This window comes from Sphingobacterium hungaricum (assembly GCF_015210005.1).
In the GTDB taxonomy this organism is placed as follows: Bacteria; Bacteroidota; Bacteroidia; order Sphingobacteriales; family Sphingobacteriaceae; genus Sphingobacterium; species Sphingobacterium hungaricum.
In genome coordinates this window covers 93,127-119,776 of sequence record NZ_MU158697.1, presented here as the reverse complement: position 1 = coordinate 119,776, position 26,650 = coordinate 93,127, and the positions used below count along the sequence as shown (strand labels likewise).

At 39.8% G+C, this 26,650-nt stretch carries 22 protein-coding genes; 8 read left to right on the top strand and 14 right to left on the bottom strand.

All coding sequences use genetic code 11. From position 1 onward, the window contains the following. Positions 1-3: 3 nt before the first annotated feature. Positions 4-1,641: an NAD+ synthase gene (locus tag C4F49_RS00505; RefSeq protein ID WP_196933874.1), complete on the bottom strand. Its 1,638-nt coding sequence runs from the start codon at positions 1,639-1,641 to the stop codon at positions 4-6. A 16-nt stretch (positions 1,642-1,657) separates the two neighbouring features. Further along, the gene (locus tag C4F49_RS00500; protein WP_196933873.1) at positions 1,658-2,284 is read right to left on the bottom strand and encodes a porin family protein; all 627 of its coding nucleotides are present in this window, start codon (positions 2,282-2,284) and stop codon (positions 1,658-1,660) included. Between the two features lie 74 nt (positions 2,285-2,358). On the opposite strand from C4F49_RS00500, the gene gldB reads away from it, so the two are divergent. Then, positions 2,359-3,390, top strand: a complete 1,032-nt coding sequence (gene gldB / locus C4F49_RS00495) for a gliding motility lipoprotein GldB (protein WP_196933872.1) — start codon at positions 2,359-2,361, stop codon at positions 3,388-3,390. 61 nt (positions 3,391-3,451) lie between these two features. Here gldB and C4F49_RS00490 read toward each other — a convergent pair whose 3' ends face one another. From C4F49_RS00490 to panC, 7 genes are all read right to left on the bottom strand, one after another. Further along, positions 3,452-4,015, bottom strand: a complete 564-nt coding sequence (locus C4F49_RS00490) for an FKBP-type peptidyl-prolyl cis-trans isomerase (RefSeq protein WP_196933871.1) — start codon at positions 4,013-4,015, stop codon at positions 3,452-3,454. A gap of 105 nt (positions 4,016-4,120) precedes the next feature. After that, positions 4,121-4,720, bottom strand: a complete 600-nt coding sequence (locus C4F49_RS00485; protein WP_196933870.1) for an FKBP-type peptidyl-prolyl cis-trans isomerase — start codon at positions 4,718-4,720, stop codon at positions 4,121-4,123. Positions 4,721-4,789: 69 nt separating this feature from the next. Further along, positions 4,790-5,254 (bottom strand): thioredoxin family protein, encoded by a 465-nt coding sequence (locus tag C4F49_RS00480; protein WP_196933869.1) that lies wholly within the window; start codon positions 5,252-5,254, stop codon positions 4,790-4,792. After that, positions 5,254-7,593, bottom strand: coding sequence for a TonB-dependent receptor (locus C4F49_RS00475; protein ID WP_196933868.1), 2,340 nt, complete (start codon positions 7,591-7,593; stop codon positions 5,254-5,256). The genes C4F49_RS00480 and C4F49_RS00475 overlap by 1 nt, the downstream gene beginning before the upstream one ends. Before the next feature lie 122 nt (positions 7,594-7,715). Beyond that, positions 7,716-8,096 (bottom strand): hypothetical protein, encoded by a 381-nt coding sequence (locus tag C4F49_RS00470; RefSeq protein ID WP_196934410.1) that lies wholly within the window; start codon positions 8,094-8,096, stop codon positions 7,716-7,718. 48 nt (positions 8,097-8,144) lie between these two features. Then, a complete protein-coding gene (gene panD, locus C4F49_RS00465) occupies positions 8,145-8,495 on the bottom strand; it encodes an aspartate 1-decarboxylase (protein ID WP_196933867.1) in 351 nt (116 codons plus the stop codon). A gap of 56 nt (positions 8,496-8,551) precedes the next feature. Next, entirely contained in the window at positions 8,552-9,397 is an 846-nt protein-coding gene (panC, locus tag C4F49_RS00460) for a pantoate--beta-alanine ligase (protein ID WP_196933866.1), read from the bottom strand. A 147-nt stretch (positions 9,398-9,544) separates the two neighbouring features. On the opposite strand from panC, the gene C4F49_RS00455 reads away from it, so the two are divergent. Continuing rightward, on the top strand, positions 9,545-10,369 hold the full coding sequence (locus tag C4F49_RS00455; RefSeq protein ID WP_196933865.1) for a glycogen/starch synthase: 825 nt from the start codon (positions 9,545-9,547) through the stop codon (positions 10,367-10,369). Positions 10,370-10,451: 82 nt separating this feature from the next. Here C4F49_RS00455 and C4F49_RS00450 read toward each other — a convergent pair whose 3' ends face one another. Further along, positions 10,452-11,963, bottom strand: coding sequence for an SUMF1/EgtB/PvdO family nonheme iron enzyme (locus C4F49_RS00450; protein WP_196933864.1), 1,512 nt, complete (start codon positions 11,961-11,963; stop codon positions 10,452-10,454). A gap of 178 nt (positions 11,964-12,141) precedes the next feature. Here C4F49_RS00450 and ispF point away from each other — a divergent pair, with 178 nt between their 5' ends. Next, positions 12,142-12,624: a 2-C-methyl-D-erythritol 2,4-cyclodiphosphate synthase gene (gene ispF / locus C4F49_RS00445; protein ID WP_196933863.1), complete on the top strand. Its 483-nt coding sequence runs from the start codon at positions 12,142-12,144 to the stop codon at positions 12,622-12,624. Here the strand turns inward: ispF and C4F49_RS00440 are convergent. Continuing rightward, positions 12,605-13,834 (bottom strand): TCR/Tet family MFS transporter, encoded by a 1,230-nt coding sequence (locus tag C4F49_RS00440; RefSeq protein ID WP_196933862.1) that lies wholly within the window; start codon positions 13,832-13,834, stop codon positions 12,605-12,607. The genes ispF and C4F49_RS00440 overlap by 20 nt on opposite strands. Positions 13,835-13,914: 80 nt before the next feature. Here C4F49_RS00440 and porW point away from each other — a divergent pair, with 80 nt between their 5' ends. From porW to uvrC, 3 genes are all read left to right on the top strand, one after another. After that, positions 13,915-16,941 (top strand): type IX secretion system periplasmic lipoprotein PorW/SprE, encoded by a 3,027-nt coding sequence (porW, locus tag C4F49_RS00435; protein ID WP_196933861.1) that lies wholly within the window; start codon positions 13,915-13,917, stop codon positions 16,939-16,941. A gap of 18 nt (positions 16,942-16,959) precedes the next feature. Next, a complete protein-coding gene (locus tag C4F49_RS00430; protein ID WP_196933860.1) occupies positions 16,960-19,209 on the top strand; it encodes a transglycosylase domain-containing protein in 2,250 nt (749 codons plus the stop codon). An 893-nt stretch (positions 19,210-20,102) separates the two neighbouring features. Next, positions 20,103-21,911 (top strand): excinuclease ABC subunit UvrC, encoded by a 1,809-nt coding sequence (gene uvrC, locus C4F49_RS00425; protein ID WP_196933859.1) that lies wholly within the window; start codon positions 20,103-20,105, stop codon positions 21,909-21,911. Between the two features lie 659 nt (positions 21,912-22,570). Here uvrC and C4F49_RS00420 read toward each other — a convergent pair. Both C4F49_RS00420 and C4F49_RS00415 read right to left on the bottom strand, forming a co-directional pair. Beyond that, complete coding sequence (locus C4F49_RS00420) at positions 22,571-22,900, bottom strand: iron-sulfur cluster assembly protein (protein ID WP_196933858.1); 330 nt, start codon at positions 22,898-22,900, stop codon at positions 22,571-22,573. 12 nt (positions 22,901-22,912) lie between these two features. Then, entirely contained in the window at positions 22,913-24,064 is a 1,152-nt protein-coding gene (locus C4F49_RS00415) for a glycosyltransferase family 4 protein (protein WP_196933857.1), read from the bottom strand. 266 nt (positions 24,065-24,330) lie between these two features. Here C4F49_RS00415 and C4F49_RS00410 point away from each other — a divergent pair, with 266 nt between their 5' ends. Both C4F49_RS00410 and C4F49_RS00405 read left to right on the top strand, forming a co-directional pair. Further along, entirely contained in the window at positions 24,331-25,308 is a 978-nt protein-coding gene (locus C4F49_RS00410) for a polyprenyl synthetase family protein (protein ID WP_196933856.1), read from the top strand. 74 nt (positions 25,309-25,382) lie between these two features. Continuing rightward, positions 25,383-26,165, top strand: coding sequence for an amidohydrolase (locus tag C4F49_RS00405; protein ID WP_196933855.1), 783 nt, complete (start codon positions 25,383-25,385; stop codon positions 26,163-26,165). Here C4F49_RS00405 and C4F49_RS00400 read toward each other — a convergent pair. Further along, the gene (locus tag C4F49_RS00400) at positions 26,162-26,587 is read right to left on the bottom strand and encodes a hypothetical protein (protein WP_196933854.1); all 426 of its coding nucleotides are present in this window, start codon (positions 26,585-26,587) and stop codon (positions 26,162-26,164) included. The two genes, C4F49_RS00405 and C4F49_RS00400, sit on opposite strands and share 4 nt — an antisense overlap. Between the last annotated feature and the right edge of the window lie 63 nt (positions 26,588-26,650).

Below are 26,650 nucleotides of genomic sequence, written 5' to 3'. Positions count from 1 at the left end.
ATTTTAAAATGGATATTTTGCAACTAATGGCATCAATCGTCCCGCACCGAAAGCTTTTGGGCTAACGCGCAAGATTGGAGGTGCCTGAAAACGCTTAAATTCGGCATTGTTCAACAGTTTCGAAATTTTTAAAACGGTCTCTTCATCGAATCCTAAATGGATGATTTCAGCTGCTGATTTCTCTTTTTCTATAAATTGATATAAAATACTGTCCAAAAGACCATAATCTGGCAATGAATCCGAATCTTTTTGGTCAGGGCGCAATTCGGCTGAAGGTGCTTTCGTAATCGTATTCAAAGGAATAATTTCTTTTTCGCGATTGATGTAATTCGCTAACTCATAAGCTTGCGTTTTATACACATCGCCAATTACGCATAATGCACCCGCCATGTCGCCGTATAAAGTTCCATAACCCACTGCTGATTCACTTTTATTGGATGTATTCAACAGAATATGTCCAAATTTATTTGAAATAGCCATCAATAAGGTTCCTCGAGTCCGAGCTTGGATATTTTCTTCGGCTATGCCTGGCGCCATTCCGCTAAAAACTTCGCTTAGCGCATGTTCAAAGCTATCGGCCACATCCTGAATTGGAACGATATGATGCGAACAGCCCGTATTGGTTACTAGGTCAAGCGCATCTTTTAAAGAATGCCCTGAAGAAAATTTAGAGGGCATCAAAACCGCCAATACGTTTTCTGAGCCTAGAGCTTCACAAGCCAAAGCGGCAACCAATGCAGAATCTAAACCTCCGGACAATCCTAAAACCGCTTTCTTAAATCCAGATTTCGAGAAATAATCTTTTAATCCCAAAATCAATGCTTGATGAATTAAGCTGATTTCAGATTCTTCCGAACCCACAGTTTCAGCTTGATAGGTTTCTAAATTGTGAATTTGTATGGTTGAGAAATCCTCTTGAAATGCTTTTAGGCGACAGACAATTTCGCCTTTTTTATTCATCACCAAAGAGCGTCCATCGAAGATTATATCCGTATGTGCGCCGACTTGATTGACATAGATTAGCGGACAGTTGGCTTTGATCACATTTCTTCGCAAAACCTCCACACGGTTATTAAAATGCACGTAGGAGAAAGGGGAGGCCGCGATATTGATAATTAAATCTGGATTTTCCTGGCGAAGTTCGTCCATGAAATCCCCCACGTAAGAATTCGTGTCATCATCATCCCAAAGGTCTTCACATACCGTCAGTGCGATTTTTGTGTCATTGACTGTCACGCAATGAAAATTTCTTCCCGGTTCGAAATACCGATATTCGTCAAATACATCGTAATCGGGCAATAGGCCTTTCTTGTGTGCATAAATCACTTGAGCATCTTGCAAAACCAACGCAGCGTTGAATAATCCTTTGCCTTCCCCATCTTTATTTTGAATCGGCGCACCAATGATGCAGGTTATGCCTTTGCAATGCGCTTTGATCTGTTCGATATGTTGTTCACAAAGTTGGATGAAAGCTCGGTTTTTCAATAAATCCTTTGCCGGGTATCCTCCAATTGCCAATTCAGCAAAAACGATCAAATCAGCTTTTTGATCTTTAGCGGTTTGGATTGACTGAATAATTTTCTCCGTATTTAGATCGAAATTTCCAATATGATAATTTAATTGTGCTAATGCAATATTCATAGACCAATGTGTGATATTAAAATAAAAGACCAAGTTTTAATGCAACGTAGGACGTTTTTGGCGAGCCATCTTTTATCGCTCTTGTAAATCCATTGTTGTAGGTTATTCCTGTTAAGAAAGATAAGCTGTTTCCAATCCTAAATTCTCCGCCAGTTCCAATTTGCAAGCCTAAGCGAAAAATATCATCGCCGGAAATGGCTTGGTACTGATCGCTGTTTTCTAGCTTCTCTTTACCGGAAACTTTGACGCCTGCCGTAAAACCAAACAAGCCGTAAAATCGGCCAACTGAACTTCCATTCGTCTTTAACTTAATGGACAATGGAACTTCTGCATATTGCAAACGAATATCTTTTCCTGAATTTGCAATGGATTCGTCATAGACAAAACTATTTAAGGTGCTGATGGATAATCCTGTAGAGAAATAATAATTTCTAGCGAAACCCAGATCGGCTACTAGCCCATACGAATATCCGAATTTAGAATCCACACTTTTATTATGGTTGTCTCCATAAGACAGCCAGCTGATGTTTGGATCAAAGGATAAACCTAAAGAAATGTTTTTTTCGGGATAACTATAATAGGATTGAGCAAACGAAAAAGTTGTAGCTAAAAGAAAGAATAGGGATAGAATAATTTTGTTCAAGCTATTAAAATTTTTGATGTAACATGTTATGTAAAATTAATAATTATTTTTGTCCGAACCCATATAAATGTGCTATGAGATATCCATTGCTTTGTAAAGTTTTTCTGTTTGTACCCATTTTACTCGCATTATCTTGCCAGAATACAAAAAAGCTGCCCGATGTTTCTGCGCTAAAAAAGAATATTAAAATTGAGCGTTTTGATCAAGAATTTTCGTCCATAGACAGCGCAAGCATTTTGGATATGAATAGGAAATTTCAGAAGGAATACGGGAATTTTTATACCGACTACATGATTTACATGTTGGAGGCTGGCGACCCAAAGGATACTGTAAAAATTAAAAGCATTATGGAAACTATTTTGGGTACGCGGGATTCCCATGAATTGATCAAATCAGTAAATGAAAAGTTTCCAAATTTAAAAAGTCAAGAGGAAGGATTATCGGACGCCTTCGCTTACTTAACCTATTATTTTCCAGATTATGAATTACCTCGTTTTATAAGTTTTTATTCAGGTTTCGGTGTTCAAGTTCCGACTGGCGAAGGTTATGTCGGCATTGGATTGGATATGTTTTTAGGGTCAGATTCTCGTTTTTATCCAGCTTTGGTCAATTCTATCCCATTGTATATTTCCAGAAGATTTACTCCAGAAAATATCGTTCCGCGCGTTGTCGAAACGGTGCTAAGAGAAGATTTGTTCCCTCAGGAAAATTTGGATGTGAGTACCTTAGAACATATGGTTTACCAAGGAAAGATTTTGTATTCCATGGATTGTGTGCTGCCGAATGTTGCGGATACATTAAAGATTGGATATACGACTGATCAGCTGAATTGGGCAAAATCTTATCAGAAGGATGTTTGGGCTTGGTTTCTTCAGGAAAATTTGTTGTATAGCACGGATCAGCTACAGATTCAGAAATATTTTACCGAGGCGCCATTCACAGCGGAGCTAGGAGAAAATAATTCCTCAGCGCCTAAGCTGGGCATGTATATGGGCTGGCAAATGGTTAGAAAATACATGGAAAAGAATCCTGAAATGGATTTGAAAGAACTGTACAAAATTCCTGCACAGCAAATACTGGAAGACTCAAAATTCAAAGGAAAATAAAATAGGAGACCTAATGATTAGATCTCCTATAGCTGTTTAGTTTAGTTATTAAATTATCGTTTTATTGACCCACGGTAGGTTTGACCAATTTGTTCTTTAAACTCAATACTTCGACAGTAAAGTCTAATGGAGAGTTTGCAGGGATTTTAGGAATGTCTGTTCTGTTGTAGTATCCTAAAGTTGAAGGAGTCACAAAACGAATTTTCGCTCCTTTTTGCAAACCGCTTGTGAAAATCCCATCCCAGTTGAAACCACCGATATCTGTTGGAATAAATACATAGTTCCAGCTCATAATCACACCGATCTGGCCTGTTGTGAAATTTAAGTAGATAGGCATAATTGCACCTGTATCAGCTTCAAACTTATCAAAGACAACTCCAGTTTTCACTAGCTTTCCTTCATATTTAACTCTAGCTTCAGTCCAAGTTACTTTTTGATTCGAAGTATCTTTTACAGAATAGGTGTAACTTCCGGGTTCACCTGGATTTATTATTTCGTACCAAATTCCTGTCTCTTCATCAAACACAGGGTTTGTTAATGTTGTTTTAGCATACTCTTCGATGATGGGTTTTTCCAATTGATATTGCGCAGCAGGATCATAAAAATCACCGTCTTCCTTGTTCATACAAGAAGAAAATATGCTGGCAATTAAAGTGGCAAATAAAAATAGTTTTCCGAATTGTTTCATTTAATGGTTGTGTTAGATTAATTTTTTATTTTAGTTTTTGTGTTATTTTATTTCAGTGACTTCGATCGTGTAATGCAATGGCGAGTCCGCAGGAATATTTCCTTTGGCCACATTATCATAAGCCCAAACTGAAGATGTTACGAATTGGATTTTAGCGCCTAGTTTCAAGCCCTTAGGTGTAAAACCACCAACTGTTCTCGAAATGCCATCGTAAGGCAATGTTCTAGGATAGAAAGCATATTGCCATGCAAGCGGCAGTCCTTGGCTTCCGCCAACAATCTTTTCAACTGGTTCAGCTCCGCCTTCTACTTGGACGCCATTTAATAGCTCTCCAGAAAAAATTACTTTTACAGTGGGAGGAACGACGTATAGAAAGCCTGCATATGCTAGATTGTACGTGTACGCATCATTTTCATTTTCCTCTAGCAATTCCCACCAAATTCCAGTAGCTGTGTCTAAAATTGGAGTAGTGAAATTCTCTTCCGCGTACGTTTTTAAAACATTTTTTTGAGCGTTCAACGTAGAGTCTAAGCGTTGTTGCTCTTTATAGTATTCATTATCAAAATCGTCACTTTTATTACAAGATGAAAATATAACAGCGATTAAACTTGTTATGGAAAGAAATTTAATAAAATAGTTCATGTTGAAGTAAATTGTTTAACCCCTATAACGGCGACCTACATACTATTGCTACACATGAAGTAAAAATACTTATAAATTTCTTAATAAATCCTTAATGCTTAAATATTTAGTCTGACGTTGGGTGATTGTAAAATTTTCCGACAGGATTAGGGTTAGCGGAAATGCAGCTTCTTGGCCTTTTGGGATAAAGGCTTCTGCTAAAGCATGGTATTGATTGCTGCGTTTTACAATTGATTTATTGGTATAAGGAATTTGTTCAAAATAAATGGTGTCGGTCGTTTCAGCATCCAATTTGACGGCATAATAATCTTTATTGAGCTTTTGAATGACTTCTTCATTTTGAAAACTTTCTCGATCCATCTTTTTGCAATAGACACACCAATCGGTATGAAAATATAAAAATACTTTCTTTGGATTTACAGATAGCGAATCTGACAATTGTTCAAAAGAAATCCATTGGATTTCTTTTGAACTTTGTGCCAAACTTGCTTTTGTAACAAGCACTAATAATATGATCAGTAGTAGATTTTTCATTAATGAAAATGTCCAACTCGAACACCAAACGTTATAGTCCGTGGTCTTGAAGGTCCGTAAATATATTGTGAATCACGTGTTGCTCCTTGATCAAAATCTTTTTGATACGCATTGAATATGTTTTGCAAGCCACCAAATACTTCCAGATTAAGATCTTTCTTGATTGAGAAGTTGTAGCCTAAGCGAAGGTTGAGTTCAAAGAAATCACGCGCATTTTTGACTTCCATGGATTCGTCCTGCAATACATGCGGAACAAGCATTTTTCCGGTATACACTCCAGTCGCATCGATCGAGAATTTTTCTGTTGCTTTCCAGTTTGTATTTAAGTAGCCATACACATTTGGCGTGCGCATAAAGCGTTTTGAATAGATGTTGTCGCCTTCATCTTCAGCTTCGAAAATCAATTGGTCTTCTTTGAATAAGGAACGCTGAATAGTTCCTCCAGCCTGAAACGAAAAACTGCTCGAAGGCGCAATATTCAATTCGACATTGCTTCCGTAAACACGAGCGTCCGTACCGTTCCGCATTTCTTCGATTCGGATTCCATCTCCTTCGGAAGTTAAAATATTGGTAAATGGATTTAATAATTGCGTATAAAATCCTTCAATCAACAAGCTAGTTTGTGTCGTTCCGAAATTTTTGTTGAAGTTAAACGATCCTGTATACGCATTCGAATATTCTGTTTTTAGGTTTTCGCCAATCAACACAAATACCTGTTGTCCTCCAATGGAAGTGACGTGCATATCCTCGTTAAACGCTTGTGGAGCACGAAATCCGCGGGCATAACCACCTCTGAACTGAACTTGGTCAGTGATGTCGTACAAAATGGTCAATCGCGGACTGAAGGTTCCGAAATTTTCTTTTGAACTGCGCTGAAAGGTAGCCAAAGTATAGTTTCCGTTCACATTTGTGTAATCGTAGCGTGCTCCGATCAATGTTTTCAGGTTCTCCGTTGTTTTCCATTCGTATTGCGCGTACGTACCGACACTGCTTGATGTCTGGTCGATCAGCCGGCTGTAGCCTGGAATTTTATCTTCCGTACTATTCATGCTGTATTCGATTCCTCCAGTGAATACATCATTTTCAAAATTGTACGTGTATTGTCCTCCGGTAACCATCGCAATATCTGCCGTTTCTCCGTAAGAATTGCTCGCCAGTAACGAATCTTGGTACGTTCTTTCGCCACCTAAGCCTCCGTAAAAACTTTCTCTATTTGTTTTTTGAGCAGAAGCATATAGGGAAAGTTTATGTTTCCAATCTTTTGAATACTGGTCATAAGTCAAACCGCCAATTAACGAATTTGTGCGCAATTGCTCGGTTACATCCGTGAAGTGCGGTGCAAGTTCCAAACGGTCCCCGCCACGGCGAAACTCTTCCAATACGCTTAAATCGATCGTGATCTTGTTGTATTCAGAAGGTTTGAAGAATGCTTTAGAACCGAATGTCGTGTTGCGTAGCTTCGTAATTTCCGAAAACCCATCGTCGTTTGCATCATAAGCTTGTCTATTGCGGTGCATTCCGTAAAATGTCACACCCGCCAATAAATCATTGTCCACATAAGAAGTGTTGAAGTCGATTGTGTTTTCCCATGCTTTGCCATCAATTAACGAGTTGGTTGATTTAATCTGCCAATCGTTTTCAACAGGATCTTTGGTGATAATATTAATCGTTCCGGCAATGGCATTCGCTCCAAAAAGCGCAGAACCGCCGCTGCGCACAACTTCTATGCGATCGATCATGCTTGTCGGAATCTGATCCAAACCATAAACACTGCTCAATGCGCTATACACCGAACGGCTATTGATTAAAATCTGTGAATATGCGCCTTCCAATCCATTTAAGCGAACCTGTGAAAATCCGCAATTTTGGCAATTGTTCTCTACGCGAACACCAGGTTGATAATTCAATGTTTCAGCCATAGCGACCGATTGCGTAGCATTAAACAATTTGGGGCCTAATACATTCACAATTACGGGAGCTTCTTTGCGGCTCACGCCATAACGTGTCGCGCTGACAACAACTTCATTGACATTTAGGTTGTCTTCCGAAAGCGTAATTTGAAGATTTTGAAGAAGGTCTTTGTTTGCTAATGAGAATTTTAATGTTTGATATCCTACAGCTTTAAGTGTTAAGGTCGCGTTGGGGTCAAGTTGCTGATCAATCTGGAAGTTTCCAGCATCATCAGAACTAGTCATAAATGTTTTTCCTTCTAATCCGATGGATACGTGAGGAACAGGTTCGTTTTTCTGATTGATTACCGTTCCTTTTAATTGTGAAAATGCGGGAGAAAAAGATAATAGGAATAAGGCCAGCAAAACGCTAGCGTATAGTTTGTCCATAAGGATTAGGATGCTTAATTATAATGTACTAAAAAATGATTCAGATTAAAATGATAGAGGAAAGGATTGGAAAATAACCCTTAACTATTATTAAAACCTATAAAAAAATGATGTGGAATAAATTAAGCAAGACTTGGGGGGCCTCGAAGAAAATAAGAGTGGAATGAGTAGTATTGTGTCTTTTCTTCTAACTCATTCCCAAAGGGAATGTAATATTCTGTAAGAACAGGTGCTTCAAAGACGATGATGTCGCCTAAAATAAACGCGCCGTGAAAAACAATATTCAGAAATTGGATTTCATCATCGGATTGATGATGATCCTGATTTTTTTTGGTAAAGTCGTAAGGGTGAACGTGGGTAACAATTTCACCTGTCGACGTAACCTCTTTGTGCATAAACACCACGCCACTGATAACAATGGTTAATGTCCAAATGCAAAGCAGTTTGGCTATTAATGTGCGATATTTATTGGTAAAAAAATACATCAAAAAAGCACTAGGCATTCGCTTAGTGCTCGTAAAATTAGGAAAACTAATTTAACTTATCTAAAATTATTTAATAAGCTTATTGTTTTCATCCGGAAAAACCAAAGATGGTTTATGTGCTTTTGCTTCCTCAAAATCCATGTATCCATATGAAATTATGATTACAATATCTCCGACTTGAACTAAACGTGCGGCAGCTCCATTTAAACAGATAATACCTGTACCTCTCTCCCCAGGGATTACGTATGTTTCTAAACGAGCACCGTTGTTATTGTTTACAATTTGCACCCTTTCATTGGCAAGAATGTTTGCCTCATCCATCAAATCCTCGTCAATCGTAATACTTCCGACATAGTTTAATTCTGCCTGAGTAACCCGTACACGATGAATTTTAGATTTCATTACTTGAATCATCATGCTGCAAAGTTATTTATTTTTATGAAACTTGATGCCATCTTAATCTCAGTTCTCTGTTAATTCAAAAGCATATTATCGATTAAGCGCACTTGGTCTATTTTAGCAACAACCAATGCGACATATTTTTTACCAGGAAGAATTTCCTTTGCTTCTTCCAACGTAGTCGTTTCGCAAATAGCAAAATACTCTAACGCCACCTCTTTATCTGCGTTTAATTGATCGATAGCTAAAGCTTTTAATTCCGTAATATTCACTTCCCCAAAATTAGCTTTAATAAAGTTCAACGTTTTAGATAAGATAAGAGCAGTTTCTAGTCCTTGAGCAGATAATCGTTCATTTCGTGAACTCAAAGCTAATCCTTCATCACTTCTGACTGTAGGGCAAATAATTAATTGTACAGGTAAGTTTTTGATGTCAATCATTTTCTGAATGACCATGACCTGCTGAAAATCTTTTTGTCCAAAACAAGCCATATCAGGTTTTACCAATTTGAATAGTTTGTACACAATTTGAGTGACACCTTGAAAATGTCCGGGGCGATGTTCACCTTCCCAAATCTGGTCAAGATTTCCTAAATCAATTTCCCATTTTTCATCATTTTGAGGATACATTTCTTCTGCCGAAGGCATGAACAAAACATCACAAGCAGCATTTTCCAGCAGTTCGATATCGCGTTCGATAGGTCTTGGGTATTTCTCTAAATCTTTAGGGTCATTAAACTGTGTTGGATTCACAAAAATGGAGCATACGATGCAATCGGCTAAAGGTTTTGCAAATTCGATTAGGGAAATATGTCCTTCGTGGAGCGCGCCCATGGTCGGGACTAATGCTACTTTCTTGCCTTGATTTCGCTGTTTTTCCAAAAATAAATCAAGCGCCTGTTGGGTGTAAAAGATTTCCAATTTTCAGTAAAATAAATAAGGTGCAAAATTGCATAAATGAATTGGAATTCTAAACGGATGAGCGTTAGGTAATTGTAAAAATCATTTATTATGTGTATCTTTGTGTCTGATTTTACTATTCTATTAATAAAAAAAATGTAATTGGAGATGGCAAAAACGAAGATATTGTTTATAACCCACGAAATGTCGCCTTTCCTTGAAATAAGTAAAATTTCTGATATAACACGTCAATTACCTCAAGCCATGCAAGAAAAAGGATTCGAAATTCGGATTCTTATGCCTCGGTTTGGTAATATTAATGAGCGCAGAAATCGTCTTCACGAGGTAATTAGGTTGTCGGGAATGAATATCGTGGTGGACAACAATGATAATCCGCTGATTATTAAAGTTGCTTCTTTACCTGCAGCACGCATGCAGGTTTATTTCTTGGATAATGAAGAATACTTTCAAAGAAAGAAAATCTTCAAGGATGAGCATGGTGGATTTTTTAAAGATAATAATGAGCGATCGTTGTTTTTCTGCAAAGGAGCACTGGAAACAGTTAAGAAATTGGGGTGGTCTCCGGATGTAGTGCATTGCCATGGGTGGTTCTCTGCAATGGTGCCAGCATATTTAAAAACTGTTTATCATGATGATCCCACGTTTAAGGATGCAAAAGTAATCTACTCCCTATATAAGGAAGATTTCGATGCGACTGGTTTAGGACAAAAATATGCGGACATGGCTGCTCAAGCAGACATTGATGCTTCTAAATTAGTTCATTATGGAGATGCTAGTTACGACAATTTGTACAAAGGTGCATTATCGTTTACAGATGTAGTGGTGAAGGCAGATGGCGACATCAGTCCAGAACTGCAAAAGTATATTGATGACAATGACATCCGTACATTCGAACCGAAGTCAGATGACGATTATGAAGCTTACGCTGAATTATTTGATGAGTTCGTTTCTGAAGAAGTAGAATCTGCTTAAGAGATAATTTTCTAAGAAGATATAAAACAACAAAGGCTTGCAAATCTGCAAGCCTTTGTTGTTTTATATGAGATTGTACTTTCTATCTTCTTCCAGTAGTGAATGCATTTCCAACCATGGTCATTGCGCAACGGAAACCTGTCATTGCATTCGATTCATCTTGTTGCATGTATCTACGAGTCGCAGGATTCATCCAGTAAGCTCTATCGTTCCATGATCCGCCTTTGAAAACGCGAGATTTGTCATTGACTAATGAAGTTTTTCCGTATAGATTATTTTCTTCTTCATCTTTAAAACCACGAACATCGTAATCGTAGGTTGTAGCAGCAACAGGGTCCCCTGCTTTAGAAGCCTGCAATTCTTCCCAAGTCTGTTTTCTAGCTGCTTTAGAAGGAACTTTGATCGGACGGCCGTATTTATCTTTCGCTAATGTTCTAGTTTCAGGATCTTCGTATTGATTATCCATGAAAACATGTCCACGATATGGATTGAAATCTTCAAAATCTTCATATGATAATTGACGATACACATCGCTTACCCATTCATTCACATTTCCGGCCATATTGTACAAACCAAAATCATTTGGTGTGTAACTTGTCACAGCAACGGTAATATCTCCGCCATCATTTAAATCACCAGCAACACCCATGTTGTTTCCGCTTGTGATTTTAAAGTTAGCCATCATGCGGCCTTGGTTGCTTTTTCTTCCAGAACGCACGCCTAATCCGCTCCATGGATAGATGCGGCTATCTTCAATATTTCCTTGAACCGTTGTTCCAATCAGTCCTAAAGCAGCATATTCCCATTCAGCTTCCGTTGGAAGGCGATAAGGTTGTTTTAGTATGCCATCTTCCATACGAACCGGGCGACGGGCATCTCTATTATTTGGATCATTTGTGTTGCGTGGCATTTTTCGTCCATCGACCTCTGGTCCTTGGATTTGTCCATTTAGATACAAATCCGTATTAAATGCATCGCTAGTTCCAGTTTGTGGATTTTGTGATAGCTCTTTGTAATCTTTTAAAACGCCGCTTTGTCTCAAGATATGCTCGTTTACACGATCCGTTCTCCAAATACAATACGCATTCGCTTGTTCCCAAGAAACGCCTACAACTGGATAATCTTGAAAAGAAGGATGCCTGAAATACAGATTGACGTAAGGCTCATTATAAGATAATGGGTTTCTCCAAACCAATGAATCTGGCAACGCATCGTAGTACAATTTGCCATCTTCAGGGAAGTTCTGAGAAAGCCAATGCAGGTATTCTAACCAATCGGCATTTGAAACTTCGGTTTCATCGATGTAAAATGAGGCAACAGTAACTCTGCGTTTTAAATTATCATGGGAGTATCCCAAATCTTCATTTAAACTGCCCCCCATCACGAAACTTCCGCCCTCAATAGCAATTAAGCCTGGTCCGGGAGTCTCTCTCACCTTTCTGTTGATTTGTAATCCGCCATTTGTGGGATCGTTATACCTAACGCCCGTTTTAGAAGATACATTTCCTCTATTGTTGCTTTTGCACGACGTTAATAAAAACAAGCCGATCGCAAGGGCAAATAAAGGTGTTGTAACTAACTTTGAAAATTTCATGTTCAAAATACTATTGTATATTATCGACCACACAAAACTAATAAATATTTCTTAATCAGTTTTATTTAATACAGAAGCAATTTAATAGTTTGAACGCGAAAATGAATGGTAAATTTTAAAATATTTTATGTTTGCTAGAATTCGCTACTGATAGAATACTTCTTATCTTCGCTTAATTATGAAAATTAAAGTAGGTTTTGGATTTGATGTGCATCAATTGAAAGAGGGACATCCATTTGTTTTAGGCGGAGTTACATTGGATCATCATGCAGGTGCTTTTGGCCATTCGGATGCTGATGTGTTGGCTCACGCGATTTGCGATGCCATTTTAGGAGCGACTAACCTAGAAGATATCGGCTATCATTTTCCGAATACAGACGATCGGTGGAAAGGGGCAAACAGCCTGACCTTGCTGACACATTGCGTGAAATTGATTGAAGAGAAAGGTTGGACAATCGGAAATATCGATGCGATGCTTTGTTTAGAAGCGCCTAAAATCAAACCTTATATTGCACAAATGAAAAATAACCTGGCGGAAGCGGCGAGCATGTCAACGGAAGATATTTCCATCAAAGCGACCACAAACGAAACAATGGGCTTCATTGGACGCGAAGAAGGAGTCGTTGCTTATGCCGTTTGCCTTATTGAGAAGAAGGTTTAGATTTCTGCGAACTGAAATAATAGATTGCTATACAAGTTGCGATCAATGCTAAGATGCCACCTAAATAAAAAGGTGATTCTGGTAAGTAAATATCGTTGTTCTTCGATGTGAAATGGGAAAACAAGCTTGTCATCATCGGCGGTGCGATGATGGCCGTAAGGCTGATGACACAAGTTAATCCACCTTGAATCTGTCCTTGTTCATTATCAGGTGTCAGGTTCGAAATGTAGCTTTGCACCGCTGGCCCAGCGATTCCCGACAGTACATAGACGATGCTGAACGTAAAGAGCATCCAGGTTTGAGAGGCGATGCCAAATAAGGGTAACGAGATTGCTGTTAGCAACAATCCCAGAATAATGCTTTTCGGCAATCCCAGCTTCGGAATGATAATGCGAATAAGGCCTGCTTGTACAATCGTCAATAGAATTCCGATAAATCCCAAAGAATATCCCACAATGCGTTCATTCCATAAAAACTTTTCCATCGTATAGTAAGACCAAGTGCTTTGCACGGCATGCGCGGCGATATTGATCAGAAAGATGCAAAAAACTAGAGGCAGTATTTTTGGATAGTTGCGAATGTGACGAAAGGATCCAATTGGATTGGCATTCTTCCATTCAAAATTACGGCGGTTTTCTGGTTTCAACGATTCAGGAACGACAAAATATCCATAAACAAAATTAAAAAAGCTCAGCGCTGCTGCCGCGAAGAACGGAACGCGAGGGCCATAATGGCCTAAAATTCCTCCAATAACGGGGCCTATGATAAATCCAAGTCCGAAAGCCGCACCGAGAAGACCAAAATTCTGCGCCTTCTTTTGAGGCGTGCTAATGTCAGCAATATAGGCGGCTGCAACCGTGTGGCTAGCTCCCGTAATTCCCGCAACAATACGTCCGACAAAAAGCCAGAAAATAGTGTGCGCAAATCCCATAAACAGATAATTGATCGAAAAACCTAAAAGCGAGACCAACAAAACCGGCCTGCGGCCATACTTATCACTTAGGTTCCCCAGAACAGATGCGAAGAAAAATTGAGTAAATGCGTAACAGAACGTTAGCCATCCTCCATAGGTCGATGCTTCGCTCAAATCACCGTTGATAAGCTCCTTTATTAATGCCGGCATCACCGGAATAATGATTCCTAAACCCACGGTGTCTAACACGACAGTTAGAAAGATGAAGAATAAACTTGCGTTATGTTTTTTTGCCATGTGGGTTTAGTTTCTTTACTCTTTACTACAGTTCTTAATTTCTTATTAATTGGCTAGCTTTGGTTATATTTGTGGTTTCAATGACTACGATTTTCAGATACTTACCTATTTTCGGCAAGAAAGCACAAATCCTATTTTCTGTGTTTGCGATTTGCCTGTGTATAGCGTCCTGTTCCGTCTCTAAAGCCAAACGCCAGCCTGACGCGTCCAAAGATAAGGAAGAAAAAAGGTATAGTTTCATGCAAAATGTAACTTCCAAATATAATATTCTTTACAATGCAGGAATCATGCTTGATCAAGAGCAGGCCAGCATTGCCGCAGGCAAAAAAGAAAATTATCAAGTACGCCTGACTGTTTTTGATGAACCCGAAGCTTTAGGTGATGCGCATAAGTTGATGGATTCGGTCATTGGCAAAGCATACAAAGTCATCAATACAAAGACGGAAAGCAAATACATCAATGAAGCCAACTATGTCATTGCGCAAGCGAATTACTTAAAAGGTTCATATTATACCTCTGTCGAATTTCTTAATTACCTGATCAAAAACAACGAGCCCGAGCAATTGGATTATCGGCCGAAGGCCTATGCTTGGAAATCACGGGCTTTTTTGCAAATGGGAAAATTAGAGCAAGCTGCGGCTGCACTTGATTCGGCGCTGCGCTATGCAACAGATAATAAGCAAGTGCAGACCTTTGTCAATGCTTCTCAAGCAAATTATTTTGTCCGGATAGGTGAAGAATCGCAAGCCATTCCGTATCTGGAACAAGCTTTAGCGACTAACCACGAAAGTAAAAATAAAAACCGATGGACCTTCCTATTGGCGCAGCTCTACAAAGAGAACGGACAACTAGATTTAGCGGAAGCTAACTTCTCTAAAATTGCCCGAAGCAATGTAGCTTATGATATGTCATTTGAGGCGAGTATGCAAGCTGCTTATTTAAAAGCTTCGCAATATCCGTCGGTCGAAGAGCAAGTAAAGCCGCTGAAAAAATTACTGAAAGAAGGAAAGAGCGAAGGGTATAAGGATCAAATCTTGTATGAAATTGGCCGAATGTATCTCGCGGCAGAAGATGAGAAGAAAGCCTTCGAGTATTTTAACCAATCATTGCGAATCGAAAACGGCAGTATGTACCAGCGTGCGGAAACCTACTTGACTTTGGCTGATTATTCATTCGATACACAGCATTACACCAAAGCGCAAAATTATTATGATTCGTTGGCATCTGTTCTGCCGGCTGACTATACCGATCTAAATAAATTGCGCCGAAAACTGGCTTACATGTCGGAATTGACCGCATTGTATGAAGAGAACTTGTGGCAGGATACATTAATCCATCTGGCTTCATTGCCCGAAGGGCAATTGGAATCAACGATAGAAGAGTACGCGCAGCAAGCTTTGGCATTAAAAAAAATCGAGATTGAACGCGAAAAAGCCTTGGCGAAGCAAAATGCAAAAGGTACTGGAATTTCCTCGACGGCATTCGTATCTCAGAACACGTTTGCCAATACGAATACCGCTTCAACTTATGCGGACGACCTGTTTTATTTTAATAATGCCGATGCGGTGTCAGTTGGAAGTTCTGATTTTAAACGCCGCTGGGGCAACCGACAGCTTAAGGACGATTGGCGGTTTTCGGCGGATCAAACGGCCGCTTTGGTAAACACTGCCGCAACTGTCTCGCCGGCCTCGACAAACGTAGTTGCTACGCAATTGGATGAAGCAGCTTTTCTGAGTCAATCAAAGAACCGCTATCTGCAGGCGATTCCCAAAACAAAAGAGGCCTACGATTCTGCATACGCAATCATTCATGATAACATGATTGTTATCGGAAACATTTATAGGGATTACACAAAAGATCCGACTAATGCGATCCTCGCGTACGAAAAGTTTCTCGAGCGATTCCCAGCAACAGATGCTGCGGCGGAAATCTACTATTCGCTATATAGAATGTACGATGGGATCGATCAAAGTAAATCGCAATCCAATAAACAAAAATTGATCACCTCGTACCCGAACTCGATACATGCGAAAGTTGCTTCGGATCCGAATTACATGGAAAAATTGAACCGTGAAAAGAAAACGCTTGATTTGGCATTTGAGCAATTATTTACCCTTTACTCAGAAGGAAAGCACGATGAAGTCGTCATAGAAGCCGATAAAGCATTGAATGGTCAATTTGCTAATTCGGGACTGGTTGCTCAGATTGAATACCTAAAAGCATTGGCCATCGGCCGAGTCGGGCGTGTAGAAGATTTTACGGCTGCGCTCGAAAACTTAGTCGTTAAATTTCCGGACGAGCAGTTAGTCAAGCCGCTGGCGAAGGAACACCTCGCTTTTATGAATGCCCATCCAGATTATTTTGCCAATCGGGTAAATGCATTGCAGGATAGGGATAAAAGCCGGATTGCTTTTGTGGACGAGCCGGACATGACCGCTTGGCCTCAGCTATCGATTAAGGGAGATTATAGAACTGGCATTGCAATTGCACAACCTGTTCCGGCGAAAGAAATTGAACGTCCGATTGCTAAAGTGGAAGAAATAAAGAAACCCGAACTTATTCCTGTCATAAAAGAACAGCCGAAGGTCAAAGAACTTGAAAAGTCGGTGGCGACGTTGGATGGACAAGTGGCAAATCAGCAGGTTACCATTAATCGTTCGCAAGTGAATACCCCAATGACTATGCTGGATAAACAGATGGAAATAGCTAAGCCAACGATTGATTTTGGTCCGAATGAATACCGAGACAACGCGCTTTTTCCAGACGAAGCCATTTATTATTTCGTCATTAATGTAAATAATCCGTCGATAAACTTGTCGCCGAGCCGATATGGTGTTGGGCAATTTATTCGTACTCGATTTTCAAGAGCAGGCATTAATCATCAATTAAAGCCTGTTAACGACGAAAATCAATTAGTTCTTGTTGGAACGTTTCGTTCTTACCAAGATGTGAAAGACTTTGAGTCGAAAATTTTACCAATGATGGGTGATATTATGAAGATACCTAGTGAAATTTATAATACTTTTGTAGTGACGAGGGAAACCTTGGATACGCTGACGGATAGTTTTCAATTAAGAGCATACCATCAAGTATATACAGAACAATAGTAAAAGCTATTCATAAACATGAAGAGAGAATCAAAAAAGAATAAACTTACTGAAGAAGATATAAAAAGATATACCCGCAATTTTTGGCGCGTTCTTATTGGGCTTGTCGCTTTTGCGTTTATTTTTATCTTTGCAGTTAGGCTTGGTATTTTTGGTAAGTTGCCTTCTTTTAAAGACTTAGAAAATCCTAAAAGCAACTTGGCATCTGAAATCATCACGGATGATAATAAAATATTAGGTACTTATTATGTGCATAACCGCTCGAATGTCAAATACAGCGAACTCTCGCCACATTTGGTTCATGCCTTGGTATCGACAGAAGACAAGCGATTTTATAAACATTCAGGTATTGACTATTCTAGAACAATTACGGTTATTTTTCATACGCTGACAGGAAATAAACAGGGAGGTAGTACCATTACCCAGCAACTGGCGCTGAACTTGTTTTCCGAAGGAAGAGCGAAAAATATCTTTAAACGCATTATCCAAAAATTTCAGGAATGGGTAACTGCAATCCGTTTGGAACGCAATTATACCAAAGAAGAAATTATCACGATGTATTTCAATACGGTTGATTTTGGATATAAAAACACCTACGGGATAAAATCTGCAGCACGTACATTTTATAACACAACTCCGGATAAATTAGATGCACAGCAATCAGCCATGCTAGTGGGTATGCTAAAAGGACCTGGGATTTATTCGCCTGTGCGCTATCCAGAAAATGCAGTCAAACGCCGTAACCAAGTGTTGGCTAATATGGAAGACCAGCATTTCTTGACGCCTGATGAATTTACAAAATTCAAGGAATTGCCTTTAAATCTTGACTTACGCATTTCTAGCTACTTCGAAGGATTAGGTGCCTATTTCAGAGATGTATTAAAAGATGAAATTAAAAAGGAATTCAAACGCTTGTCGATTACGAAAGCAGATGGTACGCCTTACGATTTAGACCGTGATGGATTGAAAATCTATACGCCAATCAATTTCCAGATGCAGCAATATGCTGAAGAAGCACAAAAAGAGTGGATGATGAAAGTGCAGAGGGATTTTGACCGCCAATGGAAAACTCGAGATGCATTTAAAGGAGAGAATGCGAAGTTATTGATTTCAGGGATGAAACGTTCGGACCGTTACCGCGTCTTAAAAAATGATGGTCTTTCGGATTCCGAAATTGAAAAAGCATTCCAAGTCAAAGTACCGATGTCAATATTCACTTGGAAAGGAAATGTCGATACGGTGATGACTCCGATGGATTCTATCCGCTACACAAAATTATTTTTGCGCAATGCCATGATGTCGATGGAACCTAAAACAGGATACATCAAAGCCTGGGTGGGCGGTATTAACTTCGAACATTTCAAATACGATCAAGTAAAACAAGGGACACGTCAGGTAGGTTCTACAGCGAAACCGTTTACCTACGCTTATGCGATTGACAATGGTATTTCGCCGTGTACGCCAATCCCGAATCATCAACGAACCTACGGTAATTGGAGCCCAAGAGGAACCGTGCAAGGTGGTGATCCTATTACGTTAAAGAACGCGCTGAAATATTCACAGAACTATGCTTCTGCCTATTTGATTAATGAAGTTGGCGCTTCGAATGTTGCGGATTTGACGAAACGGATGGGAGTAACTTCCAATGTTCCAAATTATCCATCGATCGCTTTGGGTGCGTATGATGCGTCGGTTTATGATATGGTAGGGGCTTATGCGGCATTTGTCAATAATGGGACTTGGATCGAACCAACGATGATCCTTCGTGTCGAAGATAAAAATGGTACGCCGATTTATGAAAAAGCGGCGAAAGTATTAAAAGTATTGAATAGCGAAACAGCTTATGCGATGGTCGAGATGCTCAAAGGCGTTGTTGACGGAGGTACAGGTTCACGCCTGCGCTGGGATCCGAATTTCGGAGGATTGAAAAACCCAATCGGTGGTAAAACCGGTACAACAAACGATAACTCGGATGCTTGGTTTATCGGCATCACGCCGGAATTGGTAACCGGTGTTTGGACAGGTGCTGAAGATCGTGGCATTAGCTTTAGCAACATGGCGTATGGCCAAGGTGCTGCTGCCGCAATGCCGGTGTTCGGACTGTTTATGAATAAAGTATACAAAGACAATACGTTGACCTACTCGAAGGAAGATTTTCCACTTCCGCCAGGAGGGTTGACCCGATTTAATCTGGATTGTTCACAATATTCGAGTTTCCATGGTACTTCCGAAGATCCTCCGCTGGATGATGATCGGCTAGGGTTTTAAAGAATTACAAGGCGGACAGAGAATGTCCGCCTTTTTTATTCCCTTGGATTTTGCGGTAATATGCTTTTAAATCCTAAAAAAGGCATGTATTAAAAGAAGTTAGTTGGTGATTGCGATTTCCCTGTATGAACTCATAATGTTGACTGTCACTCTGAGTGAAACGAAGAGTATCAGGCTTAAGCGTTAGATTCTTCGCTTCGCTACCAATGACAGATTTAATACTGGCTAAGCCATATAGATCTTGCTCCGTAGGAGCTATCGCTTTGTAAAAAGATTAATTGATAAATATATGCGTGCCGTAGGTACGCTCCTTTTGGAAAAGGATTGTACCTACGGCACAAAATATTTCGCTTGGATGTTTGCTACAAAGCGGTTGTGCCTACGGCACATTGAGCGGAAAATGTATTGCATTTGAACTTGCTCCGTAGGAGCAAAATGTTTGTAGGAAAAAAATACGTAATAATAATAGCGTGCCGTAGGTACGCAACAATTTATTTTAAAGCCATATAAATCTTTTCGATTGCGTTGCGTACCTACGGCACGCATTAATTCTCCTAATTATTTCTACAAACATTCAGCCTCTAATGAGGCTTTAAAAGAGAGTATAATCCGACCTCTATTCATTATTCAATATACTTTACTGTTTTAGGAGTATATTGACAAAAAATTAATTAGCACTTTACTGTCAATATCTTCCAAAATTTTTGCGAGTAAAATTTTACCCCTCAGAATGACAATAGGTAAATTTATCGCTCCGTGTTGCGTCTCTCATCTCGTTCCAAAAATTTTGCGAACAAAACTTGATTCCCCCAAATAGCAGCTCTACTAACAACAATCTTATTCCATTATTCCTTAAATTCTGACTAAATTTGCTGTTAAGCTAAAAGCCATTAATGAGTTCATTTGATTATAAAGTAGAGTTACAAAAAATCCCGCACAAACCAGGTGTTTATCAATATTTTGATAAAGATGATGTACTGATCTATATTGGCAAAGCCAAAGATTTGCGCAATCGTGTAGGTTCTTACTTTATGAACAACCATTTGCTAAATGGAAAAACGCGTGTGCTGGTCCGCAAAATTAATCGCATAGCATTTACGATTGTCGATACCGAAATCGATGCATGGCTTTTAGAAAACAACCTGATCAAAAAGCATCAGCCGCGCTACAACGTGATGCTCAAAGACGACAAGACCTATCCTTGGATTGTCATTAAGAACGAACGTTTTCCGCGAATTTTCTGGACGCGCCAATACATTAAGGACGGATCAAAATATTATGGTCCTTACGCTTCCGTCGGAATGATGCATATTGTCTTGGATATGATCCGGGAGCTGTTCCCATTGCGGACTTGCAACCTGCATTTGTCAAAAGAGAATATCGAGAAAGGAAAGTTTAAAGTCTGCCTGGAATACCAAATCGGGAATTGCAAGGGACCTTGCGAAGCATACCAGTCCGAAGAAGATTATGACCAGAATGTCGAAGACATTAAGGACATCCTGAACGGGAAGATTGGCGTCGTCAATAACCGCTTAAAAAATCAGCTGAATGAAGCCGTTGAGCAGATGAATTACGAAGCGGCGCATCGCTTCAAGATTAAATTGGAGAAGCTATCCAAATATCAGAGTAAATCTACGGTCGTCAACTCATCCATTTCGAATGTGGATGTATTCAGTATTGCATCTGAAGATAATTATGCGTTCGTTAACTTCTTAAAAGTTGTCAACGGCGTGATTATTCAGACGCAGACTTTAGAAATGAAACGCCGTTTGGATGAGACCGATGCGGAATTGCTGGAACTGGCTATTCCGGAAATTCGGGGACGCTTTAATAGCACCTCCAAAGAAATTATCGTCCCCTTTACTATGGAAATTGAGGGCAACGATGCCATCAAATTTACCGTTCCTAAATTGGGCGAGAAGCGTAAATTATTGGACCTTTCATTGAAAAATGTGGCTTATTTCAAGAAAGAACGGCTTAATCAATACGAAAAATTGAATCCCGAAATCAAAACGGAACGTGTGCTGACGCAAATGCAGAAGGATTTACGCTTGAATGTATTGCCACGCCACATCGAATGTTTTGACAACTCGAATATACAGGGGAATTATCCGGTATCGGCGATTGTGGTTTTTAAGGATGCAAAACCTTCTAAAAAAGATTATCGCCATTTCAATGTGAAAACCGTTGAAGGGCCGAATGACTTTGCGACAATGGAGGAAGCTGTTTTTCGTCGCTACCGCAGGCTGCTTGACGAAAACGAACCTTTGCCTCAGCTCGTGATTATCGATGGTGGAAAAGGGCAATTGTCGGCGGCGATGAAAAGTCTTCGGTTGCTAGGAATCGAAAAGAAATTAACCGTTATCGGCATTGCGAAGCGGCTCGAAGAATTATATTATCCAGGGGACCAATATCCGTTGTATCTAGACAAGAAGTCGGAAACTTTGCGGATTATCCAGCATTTGCGTGATGAAGCCCATCGCTTTGGAATTACTTTTCACCGTAACCAGCGAAGCCGAAAGACCTTTGTTTCTGACTTAGAGAATATTCCCGGCATTGGTAAGACTACGGTGGAGAAATTATTGAAGGAATTCAAATCCGTTAAGAAAGTCAAGGAAGCAAGCGAAGACGACCTCAAGAAAGTCTTGAATACCAAACAGATTTTAGCGTTGAAGGATTATTATGGGGCTGAGTCCCCCTAACCCCAAAGGGGGAACTATTGCGGAAAGGCGTTATAAATTTTGTAATTTTTCTCTGTGTCTTTTGTGTCTTCTCCGAGTCCTCTGTGGTCTTTTAATTCCACAGAGTTTCACAGAGAAGTCGCAGAGTTTCGCGCAGCTAAATCCCCCTAACCCCCAAAGGGTGAACCATTGCGAAAAGTGTTTATAAAATTTACAATTTTTCTCTGCGTCTTTTGTGCTTCTCCGAGTCCTCTGCGGTCTTTTAATTCCACAGAGTTTCGCAGAGAAGTCGCAGAGTTTCGCGGAGCTAAATCCCCCTAACCCCAAAGGGGGAACCATTGCAAAAAAGTCTTTATAAATTTTGTAATTTTTCTCTGTGTCTTTTGCGCCTTCTCCGAGTCCTCTGCGGTCTTTTAATTCCACAGAGTTTCACAGAGAAGTCGCAGAGTTTCGCGGAGCTAAATCCCCCTAACCCCAAGGGGTGGAACTATTGCGGAAAGGCGTTATAAATTTTGCAATTTTTCTCTGTGTCTTTTGTGCCTTCTCCGAGTCCTCTGCGGTCTTTTAATTCCACAGAGTTTCGCGGAGCAGGGATATTCAAATAAAAAGTGCCTTTTTAGTAAAAAACCCTGAAAGTCTTTCGGGGTTTTTTAATTTTTACTTTTGAATTTTTACTTATCCTACAAAAATCCCAATTCTAATTTCGCTTCTTCGCTCATCATGTCTTTGGTCCAAGGTGGGTCAAACGTCAATTCGACAACAGCGTCATTCACGCCCTCGATAGCGGCGACTTTGCGCTGTACTTCATCCATGATTTCCCCGGCAACTGGACAGCCTGGCGCAGTAAGCGTCATGACAATTTTAGCAAAACCATCCTCTTTGGTAATGATTTCGTAAACAAGACCCAAATCCACAATGTTAGCAGGTTTTAATTCCGGGTCGTAAATGGATTCCAAGACCTCCTGAATTTGAGGAGCTAAATTTAATTTATCTAATATAATGATGCTCATGATTTCTTTTTTTTATCTAATTACTTGTTGATAAATAACTTCCAATAGTGCTTTATTCAAATCAGAAGTGTATTTGTAGAGGTATTCTGCACGGCAGTTCTGCTTGATTTGTTGCTTGTCAGATTCCTCAGAGTTTAGCCAAAGATTGACTTTCTCTAGCACATCCGCTTTTTCAAATGGGTCGTACAGGTAACCTGTATATAAAGGTACGACCATTTCTGCTAAAATACCAATATTCGAAGCAATGACCGGAACACCCAGCGCATAAGCGTCCAATATCGTCATTGGCATTCCTTCATAACAGATGGATGGAACGATTAATGCCTCTGCCTCATGCAAGTGGTTCAGCAATTCGGCATGCTCGCGGTAACCGTAATACACAATATTTGCGTTGCTGTTTGCAAGCGCTTCGACTTCGGCTTGCTGTGGGCCGGTCCCGAAAACTTTTAACGGAAAATCCGTTCCTTCGAAACTTTTTAACAGCGGAATAATTCCCTTTTCTTCAGACAATCGTCCGATGTAAATAAAGGATTTTGGAGTTTCTAATGCGTGCGTGCTAGGTTCGGGAACAAAGTTAGGCTTTACTGCAAATTTTTCTTCGGGTAGGCCTAATTTGGAAGAAAGCAAGGTTTGCTTCGCAAATTGTGATAATACTAAATAGCGGTCGACCAAATTGAAAGTGCCAATCTTTCGATGAAAATAATAGGTAAATGCCGTATAAAAAGTCTTAAAAAAAGAATTGTCCAAAACTTTTAAGCGAACGGCTGTCCAAGGAAAAGACTGTTGCAAACTTTCCGTAAATAATCTCCCATTGTGAAACAGCGTAGCTGACGGACAGACCAATCTGTAATTGTGCAGTGTCATGGCCAAAGGAATACCCAATTTTTTGATTCTTCGAATCAAAAAAGGACCAATCGAGTAATGCAAGTTGTGCAAGTGGATGACATCAGGGCGGAAAGCTTGTATTTCTTTCGTAATGCGATTGGCTTCTGAACGGTTCCAAAGATAGCTCGCGAACTGTCTGAGGCCTTTGCTGCCTTTGGCATTTTTGACCGTATATTTTTGAACCTCATGCGAAGTGGCTAAGAGTTCGAATTCATTGTCAACGACAACATCTTCACCTCCTTTGTGCTGATATAAATTATGAATAATAAAGATTCGCATGCTTTTGCAAGTTACACAGAGGAACGTTAAAAACAAATTCATTTCCTTCGCAAGAACTTAAAATCCACAGAAAGACAATCATTTTCCTCCCGAAAATTTAAACGATTAGATTGCTAGACTTTTCAGTCACAGTGACTTTCAGCGAACGAGCTTCCGAATTAGGCTTTCTCGCTGAAAAAGAGGAATGATTAATTCGCTTATTAGGAATCTAAACAAACACTTTCAGCAAAAATATTATCCTTATCTTCGCAAAAGAAAACGAATACATGGTAAAAAACGCAATATTTCCTACTTTAATTCATCAAGCACTGGAAGATGTGAATTTTCCTGCGCAACCATCGAACTTATACGACCCGATTCGCTATATTTTATCCTTATCTGGAAAAAGAATTCGTCCGATGCTGGTTTTATTAGGTGCGGATTTATTCGGATATAAAGATTATGAGAAATTGTTGCCCGCATCTTTAGCGATTGAATATTTTCATAATTTTTCGCTGATTCATGATGACATTATGGACAATGCACCATTGAGGCGAGGACAGAATACTGTTCATCAAGAATGGAATTCGAGCGTCGCGATTTTATCTGGCGATGCCTTATTGGTCAAAGCCTATGAAGAATTAGCAAATTGTCCGGTGGACAAAATTCCTTCTTTGCTGAAAACATTTAATCAGGTTGCTTTGGAAGTGTGTGAAGGACAGCAGTTGGACATGGATTTCGAAACCCGTGAACGCGTTTCGCGAGAAGAATACATTGAGATGATTCGCCAGAAAACGTCGGTGCTTTTGGGTGGCGCATTGAAATTGGGAGCAATTATTGCGGCAGCAAAGGAAGACGACATTGAACGGATTTATAATTTCGGTGTCAATCTTGGAATTGCATTCCAATTACAGGATGATATTCTGGACGTATATGGAGACCCGAATACGTTTGGCAAACAAGTTGGGGGAGATATCCTTGCCGATAAGAAGACAATCCTGAACGTATTGTTGCAACAGCATCTGAAGGACGTAGATAAGCAAACGTATCAGTCATTAGTTAGCTCGACGGAAAGCGTGCCCGAAGAAAAAATTGCTCAGGTAAAAGAGCTGTATGCAAAGTACCAGATTAAGGAGCTTGCTGACGAATTGAAAGAGCATTTTACAGATTTAGCTTACAAGGATTTGGATAGCATTCAAATAGAAGAATCCGGTAAAAAGGACCTATCTGAACTGGCTAATTCGCTTTTGGTAAGAAGTTTCTGATTAGGATACGAGTAAAAAAATAGCTAAATTGTACTGTCTTTTTTGACAAATTTTAATAGACCGCAAACAAACATATGGAGCCGATAAAAATCACGATATTTCAAGCATACCTATTTTGGGAAAATGTAGAGAAGAATCTTCAAAACCTTTCTTTGAGGCTTTCTGCTTTGCGTGAGAAAACGGATTTAATCATTTTACCCGAAATGTTCAACACAGGATTTACGATGAATGTGGAGAAATGTGCGGAAACGATGAGCGGACAAACCATGCATTGGTTATTCGAAACGTCCAAAAAGTTTGATTGTGTTGTTGCGGGTACCTTGATTATTCGCGAAGACGATAAATATTATAACCGCTTTGTCTGGATGTCTCCGGATGGGACTTACACATTTTACGACAAACGCCACCTATTCGGAATGGCGGGAGAAGAAGATGTCTTTACAGCAGGTAAATCACGTGTAATCTTTAAAGTTAAAGGATGGAATATCTGCCCGATGATTTGCTACGATTTGCGTTTCCCAGTTTGGTCAAGCAACCAGGATGCGGCCTATGATTTATTGATTTATACGGCAAGCTGGCCAGATAAGCGTTCAGCGCATTGGCGTACGCTAATTCCTGCACGTGCGATTGAAAACCAAGCTTTCGTCATTGGTGTGAATCGGGTGGGGCATGATGGAAATGAAGTGTATTATTCGGGAGGTTCTATGTGCATCTCACCAATGGGTGATGTTGTTTACTACAAGCCTGAAGACGAAGATTTATATACGTTCACGCTACAACCGAAAGATTTGGAAAGTGCGCGTGAGAATTTACCCTTCTTAAAAGATTCAGATAAATTTACGATTTCAATCGATTAACGGTAAGGCCGTTCCAAAATGGCCGCTTGAATAACCGCATTGCGCAAATCAAATTCAAATGCTTTCTCATCATCTGCATCAATAACGACTAATTGCTGAGGCTGTTTATTGCGTTCCAGTTCTTTCGCTCTGCGCAGACGTAAAACTTCTTGAGGAATTTCTTGGGTCACCGGACGCGTTTCAACTTTTGGCCGCTGAACAGGTTTTTGGCTTTTGACCGTTACATTTTCGCGTTTTTGAACAGGAGGGACGACGACCGGTTTAGGTGCTTGCCTTTGCTGAACAGGAGGAGCTGGCGCTGTAGGAGCTACAGGCCGTTTTAAATTTCTTTTCGCAGCTTTATCTTGTTCTTTTTTATACTCCGTATAAATCTTGTAGATTGCTCCAGCAGCGATAATCAAGAAAGGCAAAAAATTCTCCATGCTTTAAAAATAACGATTCAAAACCCAATATTCAAAAAACTACTCAAAGAATTTTTTGCCTGC

Excerpts from the sequence above, each read along its gene's own strand:
- C4F49_RS00505 (WP_196933874.1), bottom strand. The coding sequence starts at position 1,641 with ATGAATATTGCATTAGCACAATTAAATTATCATATTGGAAATTTCGAT.
- gldB (WP_196933872.1), top strand. The coding sequence starts at position 2,359 with ATGAGATATCCATTGCTTTGTAAAGTTTTTCTGTTTGTACCCATTTTA.
- C4F49_RS00490 (WP_196933871.1), bottom strand. The coding sequence starts at position 4,015 with ATGAACAAGGAAGACGGTGATTTTTATGATCCTGCTGCGCAATATCAA.
- C4F49_RS00485 (WP_196933870.1), bottom strand. The coding sequence starts at position 4,720 with ATGAACTATTTTATTAAATTTCTTTCCATAACAAGTTTAATCGCTGTT.
- C4F49_RS00480 (WP_196933869.1), bottom strand. The coding sequence starts at position 5,254 with ATGAAAAATCTACTACTGATCATATTATTAGTGCTTGTTACAAAAGCA.
- C4F49_RS00475 (WP_196933868.1), bottom strand. The coding sequence starts at position 7,593 with ATGGACAAACTATACGCTAGCGTTTTGCTGGCCTTATTCCTATTATCT.
- C4F49_RS00470 (WP_196934410.1), bottom strand. The coding sequence starts at position 8,096 with ATGCCTAGTGCTTTTTTGATGTATTTTTTTACCAATAAATATCGCACA.
- panD (WP_196933867.1), bottom strand. The coding sequence starts at position 8,495 with ATGATGATTCAAGTAATGAAATCTAAAATTCATCGTGTACGGGTTACT.
- C4F49_RS00455 (WP_196933865.1), top strand. The coding sequence starts at position 9,545 with ATGGCAAAAACGAAGATATTGTTTATAACCCACGAAATGTCGCCTTTC.
- C4F49_RS00450 (WP_196933864.1), bottom strand. The coding sequence starts at position 11,963 with ATGAAATTTTCAAAGTTAGTTACAACACCTTTATTTGCCCTTGCGATC.
- ispF (WP_196933863.1), top strand. The coding sequence starts at position 12,142 with ATGAAAATTAAAGTAGGTTTTGGATTTGATGTGCATCAATTGAAAGAG.
- C4F49_RS00440 (WP_196933862.1), bottom strand. The coding sequence starts at position 13,834 with ATGGCAAAAAAACATAACGCAAGTTTATTCTTCATCTTTCTAACTGTC.
- porW (WP_196933861.1), top strand. The coding sequence starts at position 13,915 with ATGACTACGATTTTCAGATACTTACCTATTTTCGGCAAGAAAGCACAA.
- C4F49_RS00430 (WP_196933860.1), top strand. The coding sequence starts at position 16,960 with ATGAAGAGAGAATCAAAAAAGAATAAACTTACTGAAGAAGATATAAAA.
- uvrC (WP_196933859.1), top strand. The coding sequence starts at position 20,103 with ATGAGTTCATTTGATTATAAAGTAGAGTTACAAAAAATCCCGCACAAA.
- C4F49_RS00420 (WP_196933858.1), bottom strand. The coding sequence starts at position 22,900 with ATGAGCATCATTATATTAGATAAATTAAATTTAGCTCCTCAAATTCAG.
- C4F49_RS00415 (WP_196933857.1), bottom strand. The coding sequence starts at position 24,064 with ATGCGAATCTTTATTATTCATAATTTATATCAGCACAAAGGAGGTGAA.
- C4F49_RS00410 (WP_196933856.1), top strand. The coding sequence starts at position 24,331 with ATGGTAAAAAACGCAATATTTCCTACTTTAATTCATCAAGCACTGGAA.
- C4F49_RS00405 (WP_196933855.1), top strand. The coding sequence starts at position 25,383 with ATGGAGCCGATAAAAATCACGATATTTCAAGCATACCTATTTTGGGAA.
- C4F49_RS00400 (WP_196933854.1), bottom strand. The coding sequence starts at position 26,587 with ATGGAGAATTTTTTGCCTTTCTTGATTATCGCTGCTGGAGCAATCTAC.